This is a genomic window from Proteus terrae (assembly GCF_003144325.1).
In the GTDB taxonomy this organism is placed as follows: Bacteria; Pseudomonadota; Gammaproteobacteria; order Enterobacterales; family Enterobacteriaceae; genus Proteus; species Proteus terrae.
Map to the genome: position 1 here is coordinate 1 of NZ_PENS01000012.1, position 24254 is coordinate 24254.

General features: G+C 39.2%; 23 protein-coding genes. 3 read left to right on the top strand and 20 right to left on the bottom strand.

Annotation, left to right across the window (positions count from 1 at the left end):
• Positions 1 to 1143, top strand: a 1143-nt coding sequence (locus DK857_RS12820; protein WP_227003171.1) for an autotransporter outer membrane beta-barrel domain-containing protein, incomplete at its 5' end; no start/stop codon positions are given.
• A gap of 79 nt (positions 1144 to 1222) precedes the next feature.
• Here the strand turns inward: DK857_RS12820 and DK857_RS12825 are convergent.
• The 20 genes from DK857_RS12825 to efp all read right to left on the bottom strand — a co-directional run bounded on the left by DK857_RS12825 (position 1223) and on the right by efp (position 22289).
• Positions 1223 to 1867 carry an ATP-binding cassette domain-containing protein gene (locus DK857_RS12825; protein WP_109402369.1) on the bottom strand — a complete coding sequence of 215 codons (645 nt, stop codon included), beginning with the start codon at positions 1865 to 1867 and terminating at the stop codon, positions 1223 to 1225.
• 59 nt (positions 1868 to 1926) lie between these two features.
• On the bottom strand, positions 1927 to 2724 hold the full coding sequence (locus tag DK857_RS12830) for an ATP-binding cassette domain-containing protein (RefSeq protein WP_075673451.1): 798 nt from the start codon (positions 2722 to 2724) through the stop codon (positions 1927 to 1929).
• Complete coding sequence (locus DK857_RS12835; protein WP_109394989.1) at positions 2718 to 3530, bottom strand: ABC transporter permease; 813 nt, start codon at positions 3528 to 3530, stop codon at positions 2718 to 2720. The genes DK857_RS12830 and DK857_RS12835 overlap by 7 nt, the downstream gene beginning before the upstream one ends.
• Complete coding sequence (locus tag DK857_RS12840; protein WP_109394988.1) at positions 3527 to 4510, bottom strand: ABC transporter permease; 984 nt, start codon at positions 4508 to 4510, stop codon at positions 3527 to 3529. Before DK857_RS12840 ends, DK857_RS12835 begins: the two co-directional genes overlap by 4 nt.
• The gene (locus DK857_RS12845) at positions 4495 to 6078 is read right to left on the bottom strand and encodes an ABC transporter substrate-binding protein (protein WP_109402370.1); all 1584 of its coding nucleotides are present in this window, start codon (positions 6076 to 6078) and stop codon (positions 4495 to 4497) included. Before DK857_RS12845 ends, DK857_RS12840 begins: the two co-directional genes overlap by 16 nt.
• A gap of 410 nt (positions 6079 to 6488) precedes the next feature.
• Positions 6489 to 7478: a glycosyltransferase gene (locus DK857_RS12850; RefSeq protein WP_109402371.1), complete on the bottom strand. Its 990-nt coding sequence runs from the start codon at positions 7476 to 7478 to the stop codon at positions 6489 to 6491.
• 389 nt (positions 7479 to 7867) lie between these two features.
• Positions 7868 to 8368 (bottom strand): hydrogenase maturation peptidase HycI, encoded by a 501-nt coding sequence (gene hycI, locus DK857_RS12855; RefSeq protein ID WP_109394985.1) that lies wholly within the window; start codon positions 8366 to 8368, stop codon positions 7868 to 7870.
• Positions 8365 to 8775, bottom strand: a complete 411-nt coding sequence (locus tag DK857_RS12860) for a formate hydrogenlyase maturation HycH family protein (RefSeq protein ID WP_088494545.1) — start codon at positions 8773 to 8775, stop codon at positions 8365 to 8367. Before DK857_RS12860 ends, hycI begins: the two co-directional genes overlap by 4 nt.
• Complete coding sequence (locus tag DK857_RS12865) at positions 8768 to 9550, bottom strand: NADH-quinone oxidoreductase subunit B family protein (RefSeq protein WP_109402372.1); 783 nt, start codon at positions 9548 to 9550, stop codon at positions 8768 to 8770. Before DK857_RS12865 ends, DK857_RS12860 begins: the two co-directional genes overlap by 8 nt.
• Positions 9547 to 10101, bottom strand: a complete 555-nt coding sequence (hyfH, locus tag DK857_RS12870; RefSeq protein ID WP_075673442.1) for a hydrogenase 4 subunit H — start codon at positions 10099 to 10101, stop codon at positions 9547 to 9549. Before hyfH ends, DK857_RS12865 begins: the two co-directional genes overlap by 4 nt.
• Positions 10102 to 10112: 11 nt before the next feature.
• On the bottom strand, positions 10113 to 11846 hold the full coding sequence (locus tag DK857_RS12875; protein ID WP_075673441.1) for a hydrogenase large subunit: 1734 nt from the start codon (positions 11844 to 11846) through the stop codon (positions 10113 to 10115).
• 1 nt (position 11847) lies between these two features.
• Positions 11848 to 13416, bottom strand: coding sequence for a hydrogenase 4 subunit F (locus DK857_RS12880; protein ID WP_109402373.1), 1569 nt, complete (start codon positions 13414 to 13416; stop codon positions 11848 to 11850).
• A 4-nt stretch (positions 13417 to 13420) separates the two neighbouring features.
• Entirely contained in the window at positions 13421 to 14071 is a 651-nt protein-coding gene (hyfE, locus tag DK857_RS12885) for a hydrogenase 4 membrane subunit (RefSeq protein WP_036934333.1), read from the bottom strand.
• Between the two features lie 12 nt (positions 14072 to 14083).
• The gene (locus DK857_RS12890) at positions 14084 to 15535 is read right to left on the bottom strand and encodes a hydrogenase 4 subunit D (protein WP_075673439.1); all 1452 of its coding nucleotides are present in this window, start codon (positions 15533 to 15535) and stop codon (positions 14084 to 14086) included.
• A 6-nt stretch (positions 15536 to 15541) separates the two neighbouring features.
• Complete coding sequence (locus DK857_RS12895) at positions 15542 to 16492, bottom strand: respiratory chain complex I subunit 1 family protein (RefSeq protein WP_109394981.1); 951 nt, start codon at positions 16490 to 16492, stop codon at positions 15542 to 15544.
• A gap of 12 nt (positions 16493 to 16504) precedes the next feature.
• Entirely contained in the window at positions 16505 to 18520 is a 2016-nt protein-coding gene (gene hyfB, locus DK857_RS12900) for a hydrogenase 4 subunit B (protein ID WP_109402374.1), read from the bottom strand.
• A gap of 1 nt (position 18521) precedes the next feature.
• Positions 18522 to 19142, bottom strand: a complete 621-nt coding sequence (locus DK857_RS12905) for a 4Fe-4S dicluster domain-containing protein (protein WP_109402375.1) — start codon at positions 19140 to 19142, stop codon at positions 18522 to 18524.
• Positions 19143 to 19461: 319 nt separating this feature from the next.
• Positions 19462 to 20358 (bottom strand): pirin family protein, encoded by an 897-nt coding sequence (locus DK857_RS12910; RefSeq protein ID WP_109402376.1) that lies wholly within the window; start codon positions 20356 to 20358, stop codon positions 19462 to 19464.
• A gap of 159 nt (positions 20359 to 20517) precedes the next feature.
• Positions 20518 to 20994, bottom strand: coding sequence for an RpiB/LacA/LacB family sugar-phosphate isomerase (locus DK857_RS12915; RefSeq protein ID WP_109394978.1), 477 nt, complete (start codon positions 20992 to 20994; stop codon positions 20518 to 20520).
• Positions 20995 to 21722: 728 nt separating this feature from the next.
• Entirely contained in the window at positions 21723 to 22289 is a 567-nt protein-coding gene (gene efp, locus DK857_RS12920; protein ID WP_006536168.1) for an elongation factor P, read from the bottom strand.
• A 44-nt stretch (positions 22290 to 22333) separates the two neighbouring features.
• Here efp and epmB point away from each other — a divergent pair, with 44 nt between their 5' ends.
• Complete coding sequence (epmB, locus tag DK857_RS12925; protein WP_109402377.1) at positions 22334 to 23362, top strand: EF-P beta-lysylation protein EpmB; 1029 nt, start codon at positions 22334 to 22336, stop codon at positions 23360 to 23362.
• A 223-nt stretch (positions 23363 to 23585) separates the two neighbouring features.
• Positions 23586 to 24224 carry an NAD(P)H-binding protein gene (locus DK857_RS12930; RefSeq protein WP_109402378.1) on the top strand — a complete coding sequence of 213 codons (639 nt, stop codon included), beginning with the start codon at positions 23586 to 23588 and terminating at the stop codon, positions 24222 to 24224.
• Positions 24225 to 24254: the final 30 nt, after the last annotated feature.

Consider the following 24254-nt stretch of genomic DNA (forward strand, 5'->3'; position numbering starts at 1 on the left):
GAAGCCAGAGAACAACAACGTTTGGCTGATGAAGCCAGAGAAAAACAACGTTTGGCCAAAGAAGCGAAAACTCAAGAAGAGTCTAAGGACATTGCCGAAGAAAAAGCCAAAGAACTAATCCCAGTAGAAGATGAATTAGAACTACGAGCAAAAGAGAAAGAAATAACAAAACCATCGATCATTATCAGCAAACCTATCGACATTGAAAGCACTTATAAATCAATGCAATTAATGGCTGAAAACGGCTATAAGCTTATAGATATGCAACAAGGTCAATTGCGTTACCTAGCTTCTGCAACTTGCTCTGTAGGTACTGAAAAAGCGTGTATTAGTGGTTTTACACACTATCAAAATGTAAATAAAGCCAATGCAACACAAACTGGGTTAAGTGGTGCTTATCGTTTTGATATTAATCATATTCCATTAGTTGTAGGGCTTGCCATTGATACTGATGTCTATTCTTCATTACCTAAAGGTTATCAATATCAAGGCTATGCATTACCTTTAATTGGTTTTAGTTTAGATTTAATGCCGTCATTGAATGCAGAGCTAAATAATAATGCACTGCATTTCTCTTTAAAAGGTGCTTATTTAAATCGTAAAGTTTCTATTGAAAGAGCAGCATTAGCAAATACTGAATCAGGTAAAGGCAATGCTAAGATTTCAGGTTATCATATTGATTTGAAAGCTTATTATCCATATTCATTAACAAATAACTTACTGTTAACGCCATTTGTAGGACTTACTTTTAATCAAATCTCACGTTCAGCTTATAGTGAAACTCAAAATGCCCAATTTGCAGCACACTATGATGCCCTTAAAACGCATTCATTGTTCGCCAAAATAGGATTGGGTGTGGAGCATTTATTAGGTTCTTCTTTCATACTTAATACAAAAGCAGGCTTACTGTGGAACTTATCGCATTATCAAGGGGATTTTCGTAGTCATATTGACTATTTAGGTCAACAACAAATTGATTATTCAGAAAATAAAAAACAGGTAAAACAACGCCCATTTGCCAATGTTGGAGTCACTTACCAGTTTGATAAACAATCTTCCGTCAATACATCAGCAAATTGGGAAATGACAACCTATCGCAATCACGATATGCAAATTGGTGTAAGTTACACTTATCGCTTCTAGTTCCTTATTGTTACATTTGGAATTTATTTTAGCTGTATTATTTGGCTTCCTATAAAAATATATAGGAAGCTCTTTTTTATTAACTGATTGAATAATTCAAATTTGAAATAATAGAATTGTTTTTTTCTTCATTAACCCACCACACTTTGGTAGAAACCTTCTCAAGTAGTGCTTTATTGTGACTAAAAATAACCAAACTTAAAGGGCGCTTCTGACTTTCATCGATCAATACTTGCCAAATATCAGCTTGAATTTGTGCATCTAACTGTGCCGTGACTTCATCTGCAATCAATATTTGAGTACGAGGATCTAACGCGCGCAATAACGCAATACGAGCAAGCTCTCCACCGGATAATTCATTAGGTCTACGCGTTAACCATTCTTTCTTTATCCGTAATTTTTCAAACCAACTTTCATCAGGCGTCCAAGCATCTCGGAGGCTATCTCCTGTTGTTCGAAAGGGATTAAAACATTTATCAGGGTGCTGAGGAACTAATTGAATAGGGCAATAACCCTTGTTAGATAATGGTTTGCCATTAATAAGAATTGAACCTTGAGTTGGTGCTTGCCACTGCGCTAAAACGCGACCTAATGTCGTTTTCCCTGTGCCACTTGGCGCTGAAATACCGAGTCGCTCTCCCGCATCTAACGAAAAGGAGAGATCTTGCCATAACATCTTACCTGCTTGCTCCACAGATAATTGTTTTAACTCTAAAAGTGGCATAAAGATAACTCCAAAAATAACAAATGAAATGTATAAAAATAAAACTTGAGAACTCAATATTATAATGGATTAAGTGATGCTTCTTTTGTATTGATAAATTGTTGTTCAGGTAATGCGTTCCAGAGTGTCTTTAACCACTCACTACCTTCATGACGATTAAGCACATTAGCAGGAATGACTTCGTTAACTTCCCCCTGATTAAGCACCGCTATAGTATCCGCAAACCTTGCGGCTAAGGCTAAATCATGTGTAACCCAAAGCACTGATTTACCTTGATTGCATAACTCTCTTAAATGACCTAATAACAAGCATGCATGTTCATCATCAAGCCATGAGGTGATCTCATCCGCCAAAATATACTGTGCATTAGAGAGTGTTGCATTACAGGCTAATACGCGTTTTGCCATTCCACCAGACAATTTTGCTGGATACGTTTTTACCAAAGAGCCTGAAAGATGATAAAGCCCTAACTGTTGTACAATATCATCAGACGAAACATCTGCACCACTTAAACGCGCAGAGCGACTTAATTGATCACCAATACAGATCAACGGATTGAGAGCACTGACACCTTGAGGAATGTAACAAAAGGTATTCCCACGATAAGCAATCAGTTCCCGTTCACTTAGTGTGTGCCCATTCAATTTAATCGCACCACGAACTCGCATGTTGGCAGGTAAAAGTCCTAACGCACTTTGTAATAACAGGCTTTTTCCTTCACCACTGCCCCCCACTAATGCCAGCATTTTTCCGGGTTTAATATCCAGTGAGATTGATTTTAGCAACGGCTGCCAATTTCGTTTTCCTAACCAACGAAATTGCGCGATATCAATGGAAAGTTGTTCAAAACTTAACATCCTGCCCCTCTTAACCATAATTGTTGCATTGCTTTAGCAAATTGATCAAAAATCAATACTAAGCACATCAAAATCAGCCCTGGAAACACCACCATCCACCAAGAGCCTGTACTTAAATAACGTAGTGCATCGGCCAGTAATAAGCCGAGTGAAGGTTCATGAGCTGCCTGACCAAAACCAAGAAAACTCAACGCTGCACTATGCAATACTGCATGAGGAAACATTAATAAGGTTCCTACGATCCACTGAGGTAACAGCATAGGAATATAGTGTTTTTTCACACACTCAAAAGGCGTATTACCAATACGACGCGATAACATCACATAATCAGCTTCTCTAATACGCTGAATTTCACCTCGTAAAATTAAAGCTAATTTAGGCCAATGGGTTAATGCCACAGCCCAAATCACCCCTTGTTGCCCACCACCTAAGGTAAAACAAATTAAAATCAACAGTAATAAATGAGGTAATGCTAAAAGCGCATCAACAACGCCTCTTACAAAAAAATCACAATAACGATTAATTGAGGAGATACCTGCAAAAATTAAGGCAATTGCACCACTCACAACCGCACTCGTCACACCGATATTTAAACTACTTAACATGCCTTGGAAACAACGTAGCCACAAAGAGCGGCCTAAGTTATCAGTACCGAACCAATATTGATCTGACGGAGCCTGATTTCTAGCCAAAAAGTCCATTACGATATCAGTGTGAGAAACAGAAAAACCATATGCAACTAACCCAATTAACGCGAGGGTGACTAACAAAAGTCGTAGCAAAGGCTTGTTCGGATCGTAAATCATGAGTCTCGTAAAATTCCTTTATTAATACGTCTTAATAATATGTTAGAAATACTATTACCAAAGAAAATCAAAATAGTACTGAAAACAACAATCCCCATTAACAGAGGAATATCACCTCGTAATCCAGCATCAACCGTTGCTTGCCCTAAGCCTGGATAAGCAAATACTTTTTCAGCTAAAAGAGAGCCACCAAGTAATTCACCAATTGATGCAAACTGTAAGCAAAGTGCTGGCGTAATGGCATGACGTAGAACATGAAATAGCATCATAGCCCAACCTTTATCACCTTGAGCTTTAGCAAAATGGATAAATTCACTGCCCATCACTTCAGCGACTTTCGCACGAGTATGCAAAGCGATATTCCCGGTACCTAATAATCCAAGCGCAATCATAGGTAAGATAAGATGAGAAAAACGCTGGCTTAATGTTGCTGTTTCAGCACTACTTCCCATCGGCCATGCACAACAAATTGGTGCCCAATGTAAGGTGACAGAAAACAGAGATAGCAGCAGTAATCCCACCCAAAACGTCGGTAATGCGGCTAATAGATAAGATAAAGTAGAGATAATTCTATCTGGCCAACGATTAAGATATCGACCTGCGACTAATCCCATCACAACGCCAATAACACCTGAAAATACCCATGCTGAAAAAAGCAAGATAAACGAAGGTCCTGCACGTTCACGAATAACATCAATAACAGGCATGTTATACAACATGGAATAGCCAAAATCCCCTTGAATGATTTGGCTAAACCAAAGCCAAAATCGCATCCATAAAGGCTGATCAATTCCCCAACGCGCCGCAATTAAAGGATATTGCTCTGGAGGAACATTCAGTAGATCACTACCGATATAGGCCTTAATGGGATCAATCGGTGAAAAACTTAATAAAATAAAAACACCTGCTGTTGTCACCAACAGCAGGCAGAGTAATCGCAGGAAAAAACCCGCACTTTGACGTATTACTGACAAGTCCACTTCCAAGTATCTACGCTATTTAATAATGACCATGAACCATGGATTTCAGGTGTTCCTGTACCCAGATCAACACAAGGGTTAGTTAGGTAAGTATGTTGTACATTCATCAGCCAAGCCCAAGCAGCATCACCTTTTACACCAACGCCATTTTTACCATCCCACTCAACGGCTTTCCAATGAGGAACCGCTTCTTGCCATGTATGAGCATCAAGCGCAGCTTGTAGATGTTTTTCGACTTCAGGATTTTTATAATAACCCGGATTATAATAACCAACGCCGGCAGCATTAGCACTGTAATGATGATAGAGCTCCATTGGATCAAGGCTGCCCCAGCCAAATAAAGTCGGATTCGAGTGCATATAACGTTCTACTGTATCCCAACTTCCTGATTTAAGATCCATTTGAATGCCAATAGGTTGCACTAACGCACGAATTGACTCAGCTAAATCACGACGAGTTGCATCACCACTGGTATACCATAAGGTCAGTTTTGCTTCTAAACCGTCTTTTTCACGAATACCGCTTTTATTCAGTTTCCAACCCGCATCTTCAAGAATTTGTTTTGCCTTTTCAATATCACCATCTTTAAATGCTGTCTCAGTTTGATCCCAAGGTAGTCCTTTTACACCGGTATACGCGGGAACCGCATAACCATCGAGGACTTGTTCTGACAGCAATTTACGATCAAGAGCATAGTTAATCGCTTTACGAATAGCGATATCTGCTGTGATATCGTTACCAATATCATAACCTAAGGTGTTTTTCTCACCTGATTTTACCATTGGGAAAACAATACCGCGGTTTTCAACACTTGCTCTTTCCCACAATTTGGTATTGGGCAAATTCTTAGCGATTGCAGCCGTTGCTGGTGGAATGCGCACAATGCCTAATTGCCCACTTTGAGCAGCAGCAAAGGCGGCATCTTCATCAAGGAAAACAAAAATCAGTTTTTCAAAATCGTTTTTCTGTCCCGCATAATAGGGGTTAGCCTCAACAATTAATTGCTGACCTGGTTGGAAGCTGACCATGCGATAAGGGCCTGCACCAATTGGCTTTTGTGCATAGGTTTTTTCATCATACTTATCAGCAGAAACAATACCTAAAGAGCCTAGTACGTTCACAAAAGTACTTTGCGGTGCTTTTAATGTAATAGTGACATGTAAGTCATCATCGGCTTTTGCAGAAAGGAAGTTACCCATATCCACTTTACCGCCACTTGCAGCTGCATTGTTATAGGTAAAGGCGATATCTTTTGCTGTAAGTGGCAGACCATCAGAGAATTTTAAATCTGGCTTTAACGTTAATTTCCATGTTTTACCATCTTCACTTGGCTGATAGTCACTTAACATATTGCTATACCAAGAGAGATCCGCATTTTGCTTTAACAATGGGCTATGAAGAAGTAAATAACTGCCATGACTCCAGCCCAGCATTGGGTCGAAACCCTCCGTTGGCTCTTCACCAATCGCTAATTTCAACGTTTGAGCAGATGTTGCAAAAGGGACGCTTAACGCGGCTAAACAAGTTAACGTTACTAATGATTGACGCCAACCAAACCGAATAGACATAAAACATTCTCCGATTTTTTAGATACGACTTATCATCAGTCTCTATCTAAATAAGATGAAGAGGCTGAAACAAGATAAATAACAATGATAATTATGATGTTCTGCAACTTGGTACAGATAATACAAATAAAGGCTAAACCAGTGGCATCATAATAATTTTTTTTATTCAACTCGAATAATATTCGACAGTTTATTGATTTTACATAAACTTTTATTAAGCAGTAATACTCATTATGGCAAACTTCTAGCAAGTGCACAGTATTTTTCTAATAAATAAGTTATATATTTATCATTGAATCTATTAGTGAGCGTAAAACGAAATAAAGTGACTTTTTAACGAAATTAAATTATTTCTTTTTATTTAATCTATACTGAAAATAAAAAAGGCACATTATTGTGCCCTCTTGTGATCATGTATTTAATATTCTTTTTAATTTGAAATAGCGTCGTCCTAAACGCCAACGCAATCTAAAATCTTTCGCATTCTGCCAGATAAGTGTCCAAATCCCTCTATCAAAAAACTCTTTAACTATTTGTTTTTTAATTTCAATAGATTGAATAGAACCGATTGAGTGAATAATTCCTAAACCTTCTTTTGCAATTTGCCAATAACATGCATTGATATTTTTAGTGGCTTCCTTATGCTTTTGATTAATAGCATCAAGCATCTCTAATATCTTCATGTAATTATGAATTGTTCTAACATGAATAGTATCATTAGGTGTTTTATGAGAAACAGATTCAGAGTGAATAAAGTAGTCGTAGTAACGCTCATCAATATATTTAACACGTTTAGCGGTTAATAATGCTTCTGTTGTCCATGGAATATCTTGATGATGTAAACCTGGCTCAAAATAATAACCATGAGCAAGTAGAAAATCGCGACGATAAATATTTAACCAAGTTACATGTAAAAACTTTTTCGATTCAAGAGCACGCTCAAGCCATTGAGGCTCCGTTAAAACATCTGTTGTCTGTAAGCGGTTAGATGGAAATATAGGTCGTGAAGGGCGCCCATCTGCATAGACATAATTACCATTACAAGTTGCAATATCTAAATCATCAGCAAGCGCGATTTCAAGTAGACGTGGATACATTCTGGCATCAATGACATCATCAATATCAGGAAACGCCACATATTGGCCACGAGCTATTTTAAACCCTGTATTTCGAGCAACGGAAACACCTTGGTTTTCTTGTGTCAAAATAGTGACATCAGGAAATTTATCCTTCCATTCATAAAGTAATTTTAATGAATTATCGTTAGAACCATCATCAACAAGAATAAGCTCCCAACTTGGTAGTTTCTGCGCTTGTAAATAATTAAAAAATTCTGATAAAAACTTCTCGCCATTATAAACGGCGACCACAATACTTAATTGAGGTACAAAAGAAGACATAACCAACCTTTTATTCTTTCTAATAAGCAACTTTCGTTCTGAACATATTGGGCAAGGATAGCAAAGATACCAGCCTCAATATGGAGCTATTCTTGCTATTCACTCGTTATGCCTAAGTAAAAAGTTACTTTTTTGCTAATTTGAAGTAAAAATCATTATTAATAAAGAATAAGTATAATTAACTTTTAAGATACCCTATGAAGAACAGGTTAAGCAGGATTGTTTTTTAAAAGAAATTACTAAAGGAAAAATTAAGGTTAGCGCATAAAAAGCATGTTATTAGCCACAACCTTACTTCTTAATGAGTAATATAGGTGTCATTAACGAAAAACATCCGCAAAGCGGATGTTTTAGTTTTTATCTATAATCTTTGGATACTTGTTCTATTTTTATTCTTCGATATCTTCTTCATCACAAACTTCAAGCTCCGGAAAGTAATCAACTCGCCAAAACTTGATACCTTGATAAACTTCGTCAACGGCATTTTTTACGGCTTCCGTCATTGGGTAGTAAAAACCGACTAAATCAGGTTGGATCCCTAGAAAAGTAATATCAGGGATATCATCTTTTAATTGATCAATAAGAAAATTCAGCGGCATATTATGGGTGCTCATAATAAACATTTCCGCTATATAATCAGGATCTATCACCCTAATTTCACCGGGGTTCAGACCAATATCAGCTGCATCAACAATAACAACACATTGTGGTTGTAACTCTCTTACTTGGTAAGAAACATTCTCAGGTGCACTTCCCCCGTTGATAACAATCCATCCATCAATTGGGTTTGCTTCCATTAACTCAGCAAGTAGAGGACCAGCTCCATCGTCGCCCATCATGCTGTTGCCAACCGTTAATACCACTTTAGGTGCTGTCATTGCTTTACTCATGGTTTTCTCTTCACAATCAAATAAATAGCAGGTTCTGCGTGGATCTCACCCAGTAATTTAATCAGCGTTTGACTCCATTCACTAAAAATAGGATCGTCATTTTTAATAATAGGATCAAATGCTAACGCTAATAAGTGAGTATGCTCCGAGTTAATATTGATTTCACCAAATGTCAGCAATCCCTGCATTTTGCGTTTTGCTTCGCCTTCAGGTAATAAATCAATCCATGCTTTATATTTTTCTAAAGGACAGACTAGTTCTGTTTTTAGACAATCAATCATACCCACGTGGTGACCAATCGCGAGCGAATAGTACATCACCTGTTGCGCTTGCTCAGGAATATCATCATCGCTATCAACAAACTTTTGTCTTAGTGACCAAAAGTAAACTTTAGCGTCATCAGGCATAAATTCCTCCTTGGCTTAATGAATAGACCAGACGTTTTACAATCTCTGATAAACGAGGATCGTTAGCTTGTCGTAGCCATTCATCAACACGTCCATTCACTTCTTGAATAGTGGCACCTTCTAATAAGGTAAGAAAATGATCACTGATTTGTCTTCCTTGATAATAACCAGCAAGACGACGTGCTTCACGCTCAATCATTACTCGAGCATCTAGAGGAATAGAAGGTAGAATTAGAGATGCTTTCTCATTTTCTACTTCAATGTGTGATTCGCCTTTTAATTTTTGATCTAACAAACCCAATGCAACAGCAAAACCATAAATCGTTGCTGCTGGCGTTGGAGGACAACCAGGGATCCACACATCAATAGGCACGATAGATTCGCTACCACCCCATACGCAATACAGATCGTGGAAAATACCGCCACCACAGCCACAAGCACCATAAGAGATACAAATTTTTGGATCTGGCGCTGATTCATAAGCACGTAATGCAGGAACTCGCATCTGGCGCGTTACTGCGCCAGTGAATAATAAAATATCAGCATGACGAGGTGAGGCTACCACTTTGATACCAAAACGTTCAGCATCAAAAACTGGTGTAATTGCGGAGAAAATTTCAATCTCACAACCATTACAACCACCACAGTCAACACGATAAACATAAGCTGAACGCTGAATATCTTTCAACAATGTCTGTTTTAGCTTTTGTACCTGATCATCAAGGGTGATCGGTTGGCTAACATGATGATTAATGGGAATTTCTGGTAGACTCATTTTATTGTACTCCCAATTTCGCCCACACTAATATTTTCACGACCATCAGATAACAAGTTATGTTTACGCTTACATTCAGGGCAAGTTTCAAATTGTGGGCGCATCGCTTCTACAGTTTGCTCATCCCAACCTGATTGCACTAATAGCTCCATCGCATATTCAACTGATTTTCTAGGCGTAAATGGTTGATGGCATTCACGGCAATTCAATAATTTAAAAGTCCCTTTAATATAAAGATCTGACTTTTTAGTCACTGCCGTTTCAAACATATCGGATAAAACAATCGCTCTTGTTGGGCAAACTTCTTCACAACGACCGCAGTAAATACAGCGACCAATAAATAATTGCCAATGACGCTCGCCTGTTTCCAAATTCGTTTCCATCGTTAACGCATTAGCAGGACAAGCTGCGGTGCAAGCACCACAGACAATACATTGCTGTGCATCATATTCAGGCTTTCCTCTGAAACCATCAGGTAAATCCAGAGGCTTAAATGGATATTTGGTCGTTGCTTCGCCTGTTTTGATTATGGTTTTAAACAATTTTAACATCGTTCATTCCCTCACTTGAGCGGCGAATTTTTACGTTCGATGCTGTAACGTTCAATTTCTTTATAAGAAACTGTTTTAGATTTACGTTTTTTCACATCGACGAGCGTTACCCTGTCAGTACAGGAATAACAAGGGTCAAGACTACCGATAATTAACGGTGCATCAGAGACTGTATTTCCTTGCAACATATAGCGTAATACAGGCCAGTTAGCATAAGTTGCAGCACGGCAACGCCAGCGGAATAATTTTTGGTTATCACCCAACATACTCCAGTGAACGTCTTCGCCTCGTGGCGCTTCAGTAAAGCCTAGTGCAAATTTATAGGGTTGATAAGTAAAGCCTTCGGTTAATAATGGGCCTTCAGGCAAATTATCTAAGGCATATTCAATCATTGCCATTGAATCCAAGACTTCTTTAATACGCACCATCACACGAGAGAATACGTCGCCGCCTTCATAACTAAAGAGAGTTAGTGGAAGATTGCCATAATCTGCAAATGGGTGGTCAAAACGCACGTCTCGTTTAAAGCCACTCGCTCTGATCATTGGACCTACTGGGCTAAAATCACGAGCAACTTTCTTATCTAAGATACCTACGCCGACAGTACGTTGTTCCATATTTGGCGCTGACAGAAGTATATCCACTAATTCAGTGACTTCTTTACGCATTTCTCTAACTAATTGAATTGTTTTCAGGCGCTGATCTTTTAAGATATCGCGACGAATACCACCAATTAGGTTTAAGCCATACGTTTTACGCGCACCAGTCAGCATTTCTGCAATCTGCATTGATTTTTCACGAATGCGGAAAAATTGCATAAAGCCAGTATCAAAACCAGTGAAGTGGCTAGCTAAGCCAATGTTTAATAAATGGCTATGAAGGCGTTCAACTTCTAATAAGATAGAACGAATAGTATGCGCACGACGAGGCACTTCAATGCCTAACGCATTTTCAACAGAAGTCACATACGCCACGCTGTGAGTAAAACCACAGATACCACACACACGGTCTGATAAGAATGTGACTTCGTTATAACCCATGCGGGTTTCAGCGAGTTTTTCCATACCACGGTGAACATAAAACATGCGGTAATCAGCATCGACAATATTTTCACCGTCTACGAATAAGCGGAAGTGTCCCGGTTCATCTGAGGTAATGTGCATAGGGCCAATTGGTACAACACGCGCATCTTGCTTACCTTCATTCAAGAAAGGATAAGTTTCGACTTCGGTCGCTGGTGCTGGACGTTGGCGATAATCCATCGCATCTTTACGCAGTGGATACATCTCTTCAGGCCAGTCATCAGGAAGTACTAAACGGCGTTCATCAGGTAAACCAACTGGGATAAGACCATACATATCACGGATTTCACGTTCCCCCCACACTGCAGCGGGTACACGCGGTGTCACTGACGGGAATTCTAAAGTGATTGGGCTAACGTGGGCTTTTACAACAACCCAGCATTTTTCACCCTCTTCCATTGATAATGCGTAGTAAACAGCATAGTCCCCGTTTAAACTACGTTCGTCGTTACCAAATAAAACAGGTAACCAACCGCCTAAGCCGTAATACAGGTATTCCACCACTTCAGGAAGTGATTCCGTTTTTACTGTTATCGTCAATTGATCAGCGGTTTGTCGCTCTTCATCAAGAACAGCTGATGGGAACTTTTCACGAACTTTGGCAACATAATCTCCACCTAGTTCTTTTCCCTCTTTTCTACTGACATAATTTTGGTAGCTCACGTTACATCTCCTGAACCGATGTGGATGGATTGCTGATTAAAGCCGTTGGCCATGCATAAGTAGGTGACTCACTTTTATCAATATTCATCACGATATTAGCGGCATTTTCTAACAGCTCGCTGACAGGCTTAGGAATGTGAGTTCCCATTAACAGCATAAGAGCAATCAGAATGACCATTGGTAATGTGGTTAAAATTCCCAGTTCACCTTTAGCAACAACATCAGGTTTTGGACCAAAGACTGTTTTAGCCACCATACGAACTAACCCACCCAATACTACAGTCAATAACAATAATAATAGGATAGTTAAGCCAATGTGCTGAGAAGCTAAACCTGCTACAACAATCATAAATTCACTGATAAAGACGTTGAAAGGAGGCATACCGCCTAACGCTAAAGCACCACCAGCAAAAAGAGCTGCACTTAATGGCATCACTTTAAACATGCCTTTCACGACATTTAAATCACGAGTACCGTATTTCAATAACACGTTACCGGAGCCACAGAACAACAGTGCTTTCGCCAGACTGTGGTTTAAGGTGTGGAATAAAGCAGCCAAAATGCCAATTGGTCCGCCAATTCCTAACGCGACGGCAATTAATCCCATATTTTCCACACTGGAATACGCTAAAAGACGTTTCATATCGCGCTGAATAAGAATAAAGAATGCCGCGATAGCAACAGAGAGGAAGCCAAAGATTAACAGTAAGTTACGAGTAAATTCAGTACCGATTGCCGCATCAATAATAATGTAGTAACGAATGATGATTAACAGCGCGCAATTCAGTAGTACAGCTGATAACAGCGCACTGACTGGGCTTGGCGCTTCACTGTGCGCATCGGGTAACCATGCGTGCATTGGGAATAAACCCGTTTTGGTACCGAAACCGATTAAAATAAAGACAAAAGCTAAATGCATTAGTGTTGGGTCTAACTGGTCTGTATATTTCAACACTTCAGTCCAGAAGATGGCCTGATCTGGATCAGGCATAAAGCTTGCGGCATTGGCATAAACCAAAATAGTACCGAAAAGACCAAACGCCACACCCACACTACAAATGATGATGTACTTCCACGCAGCTTCCAGAGAAGAACGTTGACCATAAATTCCGACTAAGAATGCAGAGCTTAAGGTTGTTGCTTCAATGGCCGCCCACATTAAGATCAAGTTATTACTCGTGATTGCTAATAACATGGTGAATAAAAAGAGGTGGAAGAATCCATAGTAGTTACACAAAGTGCGTACTGAGATTTCACCCTCATCCACTTCGTGATTCATATAGCCAATAGAATAAAGCCCCGTTAAAAAGCCGATAATACCTAAGATGGTAAGGAATAATGCGCCTAGGCTATCTAAATGAACCCAATTAGCAGCAGCCAATATTTCGCCATGAGACATGACATCTGCCACAGTCCCTAATGCAGCGATTAACAATACGGTGATACCAATAGCATGAATACCCGTCACAACAGGACGCGCACCCGCTTTTAATAACGGACTTAGAAACGCCAGTATTGAAAATACCAACGGTGCAAACATTAAAATTGTTAACATGGTTGTTTGGTTCATCTCCTCACCCCTTCAGCGCGGTCAGTTGATCCACGTTCAGTGTGTTGAGCGTGCGGTAAATCTTACGAGCCAACACTGCCATAACAATCACAGCAAAGATGGCGTCAGTGGCGATACCGATTTCGACCAGTTCTGGTGCTCTCCACGCTAATAGTGCCAGTGTTAAGTGAGAGCCGTTTTCCATTAAGCAGTAACCAAAAGCTTGTTTTAGGATATTTCGTTGAGTCACGATACAAAGCAGACCCAACATAAAGTGTCCTAAAGAAACTGCGAGTGCAGGTTTCAAATCAACAACCATTGGTATTTGAATTGGCTCAACCACAAACCAACTTAAAATAACGATAACAGCAGCCAACAACATTAAAAGTGCAGGGCTAATAACACTGATATTCGCACTAGGATCGGATAACTTACGGAATGCAAATCCTAAAATAAGTGGCACAAGCAGAACTTTAGTAAAGAAGGCGGTAATCGCCCAAAGTGTGAGTTGGTGAGCATCTAATGTATTGGCTAAAGTGACGAAGATCATCACTAAAACGAAAGATTGCAATGCATAGAACCAACATGAAGCAATCGGCTTTTTAGCGCCAATTACCAGTAGCGAGGTGATCATCATTAACCCCGCCAAATTGTTTACGATAAGTGCTCCAGTCATGATTTATCTCCCTTATCCTAGCCAAGTGACTGCGATAACACTGGATGCAAAGGACATCACAATTAGTATTCCAATCACAATTTGCATTGCCATAGGAACAGGTTGCCCTTGTGCAACTTCTGTACTTGGTTTGCCAGGAACAACACGACCAAACCAGTAGATAAACCAAGTGAAGCTAGCAACAGATTCAATCAGTACTAGCACCATAATTGGTGTCATCACCCAGAAAACACTCGACAGTTCAAAACCTGCGGCAAAAATTGGGAATTTACTAAAAAAGCCATTCATTGGTGGAACACCTGCGATTGCCAATGCGGCAACACAGAAACCCACACCCAATAATGGATATTTGTTAATTAACCCTTTTAAGCGAGGCAACATACGAGTACCACAGCTATAACTCAACGCACCCGCAACTAAGAAGAACAAGCTTTTAGCGAAGGCATGGTTAAAGATATAAGCGATACCGCCTTCAAACGCTTCACGCGGTCCAAAGATAGAAATAGATAATGCAAGAAAGATATAAGAGAGCTGAGTAATGGTTGACCATGCTAACAGGCGTTTCATATCTTTTTGTGGCAGATACATCATAAAGCCATAAATCAACGTGATAACCGCCATGGTAATACCCACCCAACCAATAAGATGAGGGACATTACCATCTGCTGACATAATCGCACGAGCAAAGATGTAAACACCGACTTTTACCATTGATGCTGCGTGTAAGTAAGCACTCACAGGAGTTGGTGCTTCCATCGCATCAGGTAACCAAGCTTGCAGTGGTAATTGAGCTGATTTACCCCAAGCAGCAAAGAGAATTCCGCCAAACACAATCAATTTGGTTGGTTCATCTAAGGTTGCAATTGCGGTTAACTCAAAGGTACCTGTACTCACAAACAAGGTTGCTGCCGCAAGATAAAGACCGATTGAAGCAACGTGAGTGATCAACAACGCTTTCATTGCTGAGCGAAGTGATTTTTCAGATTGGTAGTAGCCGATTAATCCCCAAGAACATCCCCCTGTGATTTCGAAAAACAGGAGTTGACCTAAAATAGTCGATGAAAGGACTAAACCCGCCATTGCACCAATAAAAATCAGCAAGAAGGCATAATAGCGACGAGTACCATCATGTGGATGCTCACGGTTGCCATTGGTCAGATAGCCAGTAGAGTAAAAACTCACTAACAATCCTAAGAACACAACAGCGAAAGCAATCAATGTACTGACACGGTCAATGGTAAAACCAAAGAGCGCAACATCACCATATTGTACTAGCGTAATTGTGGTATCGACTTTACCTTCAGCGAGGAACTGCCAACCTAAAACAACCGTTCCTAATGTGGCTAATAAAGCGAATAGTGTACATAACCACTTCGCCATCCGATTTGGCATTAAGGACGTAATCAACGCCCCCGCAAATGGGATGAGTAAGGTCGCAAGAGCTATATTTTCCATTGTAATCATCGCTCCTTATAGACCGGTTAAATAGAAAACAAGAGCCAGTGCCGCAACACCGAATCCTAACCATGTCACATGGTGAGTCAGTAAGAAGCGACCACGCGCTAAACTGTTTTCAACCAATGACGCTAATACAAACACCACTAACAATTTCACTGCCATTAAAACTAGCGCAATGATCAATGCAATAAAGGTGAATTCTGTTGCTTTACCGAAAGGAATAAATATGGCTAAGAACAGTTCAGCCACTACCACTTGTTTTAAACCAAGACCCAGTTTCACCATCGCAAAACCAGAGCCTGAATACTCAGTTAATGGCCCTTCTTGTAACTCTTGTTCGGCTTCCGCAACGTCGAATGGCATTTTGCCCATTTCGATAAATGCGGCAAAAGCACAAGCTAATAAAGCTAACAGTGTTGCAGTTGGAGATATCCAACCTTGAGCCAGTGTTGCACTGATAGTACCAACGTTGGTTGAACCCACAATTAAAGCCACCACAATTAGTGATAACACTAAGATAGGCTCAACTAACACACCCAGTGTTAATTCACGGCTAGCACCAATACCAGCAAATGGGCTTCCTGAATCCAAACCAGATAAAGAGAAGAAGAAACGATAAAGAGCAAACAGATAAATCAGTGCTATAAGATCCGCCGCACCTGCAAACAGTGATGTTGCTGTAAAGACAGGCAGTGCCATAGCAACCACCAGCATGCTTCCGAGTAACACATATGGCATCACTTGGAAGATCACACCAGATTGCTCAGGTGCTACTGATTGACGTTTAAATAATTTAAAGATATCTCGATAATCTTGCAGAATTCCGGGGCCTCGACGCGAATGCATCTTGGCGCGAATTGTGCGCGAAATACCTGTACATAATGGGGTTATCGCTAACAAAAAGAGTGCTTGTATTAGCGCGAATATTCCCATCATTAACGTAGGTGCTTCTTGGAAAGTCATAAGTCCCTCTCCTTACGCTGCGATGACTAAAAGCAAGATGACCAACGCTGCGACAACGTATAGACAATAGAGTCTGAAATCCCCGCCTTGTAGGCATTGGATACGTTTTGCAAATCGTTGGATACCACGAACCAGAGGATAAATAATGCGTTCATCCCAGAATGGTTCGACCTTTTCAGCACCGAGCTGTGTTTTATTAAAACCACGAGACAGCAATGGAGATGGATCAAGTTGTTTACGCATACGATAAAGTGGTGCAAACATGCTACGTAATGCTTGAGTAAAGCCACCTGCTGACACTGCCATATCTTTTTCCCACACATAACCACACGCCCAAGGATTACCTTTACGACGAAACGCAGGTTGATTGCCTTTCAGGCCGAGGTAAATCAGGAATGGGATAAGCGGTAGAGCAATTAATAAAACAAATGTTAATGCTGGAGAGAACATTGCTTGCGATGCAGCATCAGGAACAAGCATTGAGCCTTGAGTTACAGTTAATGCGCTGGTTTCGCTAAGAGACATTGCAATATTGGCAATAATTGGTGCAACAAACGCAGCACCCACACCTAACACAACACAGAAAAGCGCTAATAAACCCATCGCAATCGTCATTGGTAGTGGCACTTCTTTAGCTTTTGTTGCTTGCTCACTACGAGGACCACCACAGAAGCTAACACCATAAACTTTAACGAAACACATTGCCGCTAATGCCCCTGTAATTGCCAACATAATAATGGCAATAGGACCACTTAAGCGCATCACAAAGTTACCTTCGTAACTCATAGTGAATAGAGACTGATAGGTATACCATTCGCTCACAAAACCGTTTAATGGTGGTAACGCGGAAATCGCCATACAACCAATTAAGAATGCCGTTGCAGTGTAAGGCATCAGTTTGGCTAACCCACCCATCTTATCCATATCACGAGTGTGAATTTGGTTAATAATGGCGCCAGCACCAAGGAATAATAATCCTTTGAACACTGCATGGTTTAATAAGTGATATAAAGCACCTAACAGGCCAAGTGCAGCAATAACAGGATGGTCTGTTGCCATTCCTACCATGCCAACACCAACACCCATTAAGATGATGCCGATATTTTCAACGGTATGCCATGCAAGTAAACGTTTTAAATCATGCTCTGCTAAGGCGTACATAACACCTAATACAGAAGAAACAGCTCCAAACCCAAGAACAACAATTCCCCACCACATTTCTGTGGCACCTAATAAATCGATACCGACTTTGATTATCCCGAAGATACCAATTTTGACCATCACACCTGACATTAATGCTGATGCATGTGAAGGTGCTGCGGGGTGAGCTTTTGGTAGCCAACTGTGTAAAGGCAACATACCGGCTTTGGCACCAAAACCAAAGAAACCCAGTAAGAACACCACAGAGGCCATTGCAGGAGAAAGAGAGAGTTGACGAAATGAATCAAAATCAAGGCTACCACTTTCACGCCACATCAAGAAGAAGGCAATCATGATTAACACGGAGCCTGCGTGAGCGATAAAGAAGTAAAGTAGACCAGCGTGGATAGATTCGTCATCTTGATCGGCAATAACTAAGAACCAAGAAGCCAGTGACATCATTTCGAATAGGATAATAAAGTAGAACGCATTATCCATCACGACTAAGCCAACCATAGAAGCAATAAACAGATTCATAAAGAATCCCATGCTCCAAGCGCCACGTCCTTTATATTCTTGTACATAAGCAAGAGAATAAAGTGCACACACACTGACCAGTAATGAAATGACGAACACCATAAAGGCGCCTAACATATCCATACGCACCACGAAGGCAGCAAAATCGAAAGGCCCTGCGGTGGTAAAAGTCGCGATTTCGCCACCAAAAATAACCGGTAATGCACTTAAAATACCTAAGACACCACCAATGATTGCGCTGATCCCTGAAATAAGGATTGCCAACCCTTCCTGTTTTTTCAAAAACAGTGCAATAACGCCACCAACAACATACAGGATGACTGACCACAGCAGTAACTGAAGAGGTTCCATATTACTTCCGCTCCTGTGTCAAAGTAGATAAATCGTCAAGACCCGTAATTGGTTCCATTACTGAGCCTAAGCGACGCGTTTTCATCTGCTCTTCAAGTTTGTCTTCTTCAACTAAATGCAATGCATCAGTTGGACATACGTTGACACAAGCAGGGCCTTCATCAGAGAAAGCACATAGATCACATTTTACTGCAATTGCGCGGACACCCACATTCCATGCAAGGAATGGATTGGTGGTTGGAAGACTTGCTGGTACATCTGCCAACATTTCTTCAGGCACAAAATAATCAAAAACAGCCGGTAAATTAACGGGTTTGCTACCTGACGGTGTAATTGCACCAAAAGGACAAACCAGACCACACAACTTACAACCAATACACAGGCTCTCATTAAGAAAGATCATATTATCTTCATGAGTGATGGCATTGACTGGGCACACGCGAGCACAAGGAGCATCCTCACAGTGCCGACAAAGCATCGGTGCTGTCTGATCCTCCACTTTTACCACTGTAAGACGCGGATGCGCCTGTAAACCCACAGCTTGGTGAACTTCTGAACAAGCTGCCATACAGGTATTACACCCTATGCATCGTTGTGGCTCTGCAATTACAAAGCGATTCATTCGCCACATCCTCCGAGAAAAACGTTTAACAGCATTACTGTCGTCAATTTTTCTTTAGATGAAGCATATTTCATGCCAAGAGAGGATCTAATTTATTTACGATAAAAATCATTGAGATAGAAATATAAGAAGGGATTAGGAATGACGTATCGACAATAATGACGTTGACAGTAAGTGGTGAGTTCTAAACAACAATTTTGTCGTCACTATGATTAGATATCAAAAATGGCGGAGCATAGAGAAAAAATAGCTGAATTATCTTTAGATAACTCAGCTAAGTTCAAATACGTAATATTAATATTTCTTTTATAACATAAAATTAAGGCATTAAAGGCGATACCAGAGGTGTTCTTTCATCATTAACCACTTTACCAAAACGCTCACTGCCGGCATTCCAATCAGTGATTGCTTGTTGAATTTCTTCTTTGCTACGACCAATAAAATTCCACCACATCAAAATTTTTTCATTTAAAGGTTCGCCACCTAAGAAAAGAATTTGAGCGTTATCACTTAGTTCAATCGTTAATGATTCAGAGTTTTGTATTCCAATATAAGCAAGTTCATTCGCAGCAAAACTTTCCCCTTCTATTGTCATTTCTCCAGTTAAGACAAAAAGCCCATATTCATATTTAGGATTTAATGATAAAGGAATGCGAGTGGCATGTTTTGCCATAATATCCATGCCAACCATGGGTAATAAACATAATACGGGGGAATTGTAGTTTTGGTAATCACCGATTAGTAACGTGAAGTCAGCGCCATCAGCTTGCCATTTAGGGAGAGCAGGATAGTGATCAAAGCGCGGTGGCATATTTCTTTTATCCTTTGGTAGCACTATCCATAATTGTGCCAGATGGACTTCTTTTTTATCGCCGTGACTATCTTCTGAATGGCTAATACCGTGACCTGCTGTCATTAAATTTACTTGTTGAGGTCGAATAACTTGCTGAAAACCGAGGCTATCGCGATGCAAAATCTCCCCTTCTAACATCCAAGTAAAAGTTTGCAAGCCAATATGGGGATGTGGAGAAATAGCTAATCTATCGACAGTATCATTAAAAACAGTGGGGCCTAAATGATCGAGAAAACACCAAGGTCCAACTAATCGTTGTTTTTTATCAGGTAAAGCACGATAAGTCTCAATCCCTCCAACATCACGGGTTTTAGAGGTAATACGTAATGGGGCATTTACTGCATCAGAGTGTTGATGTTCCATTGTTCACCTACTTTTCATTCATTGTTAAGCCATAAAATGCTTTATTTATTATCTAGTATAGATACTAAACCTTTATCTATTTAATAAGCAAAATATATCACTTAAGTAAAAAAATAAGCCTGATAATTCAGGCTTATAAAAGTGAATAATAATAATGACTTAAATTTTATAAATTTTCTTTTCTACTTGTCTCATTGAATTTAAGCCAGATTGTAAATCTTCTGGTGTTGCTTCAGAAAAACCTTCTGTAAAGGTTGCTGATAAATAAGCATCAACCATCATTTTAGCTTTAAACGGTGTTATTAATAAGCCGCCCATTGCCATCATATTACAGTTATTAATGACCTTACAAAAACGGGCTGTCGTGACACTTTCACATACACCACAATAAACATTTTTATGTTTATTCGCACTAATACTCACCCCCATTCCTGTACCACAGAAAACAAAGCCAATATATTCAGGATGTTCAGAAATAATTGAACCAACTTTATCACCTACATCACAATAGCCAATAGGGCCTGATTCTGTGAGATCTTTTATTGTGTAATTTTTTTCTAACAAATACGATTTAATCGTATTTTTAAGTTCAAATCCTGAAGGATCAGCGCCCATAATAATCGTTCTATTTTCCATATAGCCTCCTAAAATAACTCAAGCACCACTGTTAAATATAACTAATTGATAACATTCAAATTTAAAATAAATTCAAAGAATATTATTTATATTTAACCTAAATAAAGTATAGATTAAAATTCTATTATTTGTGTTTAAGTATGGAGGATTTACAAAAAAAGAAGAAATAAAGAAATGGAAATTCATTCCATAAAAAGGTATTTAGCCTATAAAATAAGCTAAACTTATTATGTAATAAATTGAATTAATAAAAAAACAAAAGAGATATATCAAAGTAAATGTCTATATTGAAAGGGTTTCCCTAGTACAACTAAAATATAAAATAAAGATCAATAATATTACAGGATTAATGTTTTTATCTATACTCTTCAATATCTCTTAAAGGAAAGTCAAAATAACTTAAATAAATATTGCTGTGGATTATCTTTACCTAAATAACCTACACCCCCATTTTAAGAAAACGGTTATTTTTTAGCAATTCCAATATTGAATACGGTATTCTATTTGGGCATCAGAAATAATGAAGGGATAAATAAATCAGAAACAAAATAATAACACAAAAAATTAAATAATATAGTAATACAAATCACTCAAATTTTTAGAAATAAAATACTACCTATTAATCAATATTTATAAATTAAAATAAAAAAATACCGCAGATATTTAACATTATCTGCGGTAATTATTTATTGTGCTTAACGTTGCACTCAGTAAAATAATTTACTCGATTATTTTACGCGCGATACGTATTCACCTGAACGAGTATCAACTTTGATAACTTCGCCGATTTGTACAAACAGTGGAACTTTAACAACAGCACCAGTGCTTAATGTTGCTGGTTTACCACCTGTACCTGCGGTGTCACCTTTCAGGCCTGGATCAGTATCAACGATTTCTAATTCAACAAAGTTTGGTGGAATAACAGCAATAGGACGATTATCCCACAGTGTTACGATACACTCAGCTTGGTCGATCAACCATTTAGCATTATCGCCAACAGCTTTTTCGTCTGCTGCTAATTGTTCGAAAGTTTCGTTGTTCATGAAATGCCAGAACTCACCGTCGTTGTACAGGTAAGTTAAGTTGATATCCATGACATCAGCACCTTCTGCTGAATCAGTAGATTTAAATGTTTTTTCCAGTAATTTGTTAGAGATCAGTTTACGCAGACGTACACGAGCAAATGCCTGACCTTTACCTGGTTTAACAAATTCACATTCAGTAATGACGGCTGGCTCGCCATCTAACATGATTTTAAGACCTGAACGAAAATCGTTGGTATTATAAGAAGCCATGAATATCCTCTAACTTTTTTAATTTAAAATGGCATAGCCAAAAAATGGCACACATTGTAACTCATAATCACCCCACCAGAGAAGTCTGGTTAACACAACTCGCGCAGGCAATCAGTGATCCTGTTGAATTACTCCAACTTTTAGCATTGGAACATCACGCTGATCTCCAAAAAGGGGCTCAGGCGCGACGGCTTTTTCCGCTACGGGTTCCCCGTGAATTCGTTGCACGCATGAAAAAAGGCGATCCTAACGATCCATTACTTTTGCAAGTATTAACTGCAAATGCTGAATTTACCATAACACCAGGATTTTCTACGGATCCGTTAGATGAGCAACAAAATGCGGTGCCAGGTTTATTACATAAATATCAGAATCGTGCATTGCTTCTGGTCAAAGGTGGTTGCGCTGTCAATTGTCGCTACTGTTTTCGTCGTCATTTTCCTTATGAAGATAACAAAGGAAACAAAGCTAATTGGCAAAAGGCAATAGAGTATATCAAAAATAACCCAAAACTCGATGAAATCATCTTTTCTGGGGGAGACCCCCTTATGGCGAAAGATGATGAGCTTGATTGGTTAATAACACACCTAGAAGCGATCCCTCATCTTAAACGTTTACGTATCCACTCTCGCTTACCTGTGGTTATTCCTGCTCGCGTCACTGATGCACTATGTCAGCGCTTACAACAATCACGTTTGCAAAATATCATGGTACTGCATATCAATCACGCTAATGAAATTGATGACGCATTGAGAGAAGCCTGTGCAAAGCTAAAAAATGCCAATGTCACTTTATTGAATCAAGGTGTGTTATTACGCGGTGTCAATGACAGTGCTGAAGTCCTTGCGGATTTAAGTCGTGCACTATTTGATGCAGGTGTTATGCCGTATTACTTACACGTTCTAGATAAAGTACAAGGTGCTGCTCACTTTATGGTGCCAGATAGTGAAGCGAGAGAAATTATGAAAGCACTGATGAGTTTAGTTTCCGGTTATATGGTGCCCAAACTCACGCGTGAAATTGGCGGTGAACCGAGTAAGACGTTACTTGATTTAGGGTTACGTCAAGAGTGATCCCTGATGTTAACCGATACTATTTATGTTTAGATTATATAATTAACCCAACAGAATCACACAAAAGTGACTACACTATAAAGATAGGTTTGGTGGTGATTTTCATAAAAATCATTTATCTAATTAAGTTATGTTCACTTTCTTTCATTATGAAAAAGCACCTTATTGGGTGCTTTTTTGTCTTTTAAATCAGTGAACACTTAAATAGTATTGAGGAGAAAATATGAACATAATGGTAATCGGTGCAAAAGGACGAGTTGGGCATAAATTAGTTGGGACATTATTAGCTAATGGACACCATGTCATCGGAACTACCAGAAAAATCTCACACTCATCTAAAATCAAAGATTCACATTATCGTGAAATTGAACTAGATATCACAAAACCTTTGTCTTCCATTTCTCATAAATTCCCTGAACATTTAGATGCCATCTATTTTACAACAGGTTCTAGAGGGGAAGATCTATTACAAGTTGATCTACATGGTGCCGTAAAAACCATGCAAATTGCCATGGAGAAAGGTATAAAAAGATATATCATGCTTAGTGCAGTAAATTCTTTATTACCTGATAAATGGACCACATTAATTGATTATTTTACTGCTAAATATTTTGCAGATCTTTATCTGATCAATCAGACCAACCTCGATTACACAATAATTCAAGCTGGTTATTTAACTGAACATTCAGGAACACATAAGATCTGTACAAAAAAAGAAGAAATACCCGCTGATGGCAAAATATCTATTGATAATGTAGCGTTAACGCTTGCTGAAATTTTAGATAAGAAGAACACCTTTAAAAAATGTATTCCAATATTAGATGGTGATATCGAGATAAAAGAGGTTATTAAGCAGATCTAAATACTCAATAGAGCTGCCCTTAATAATAAA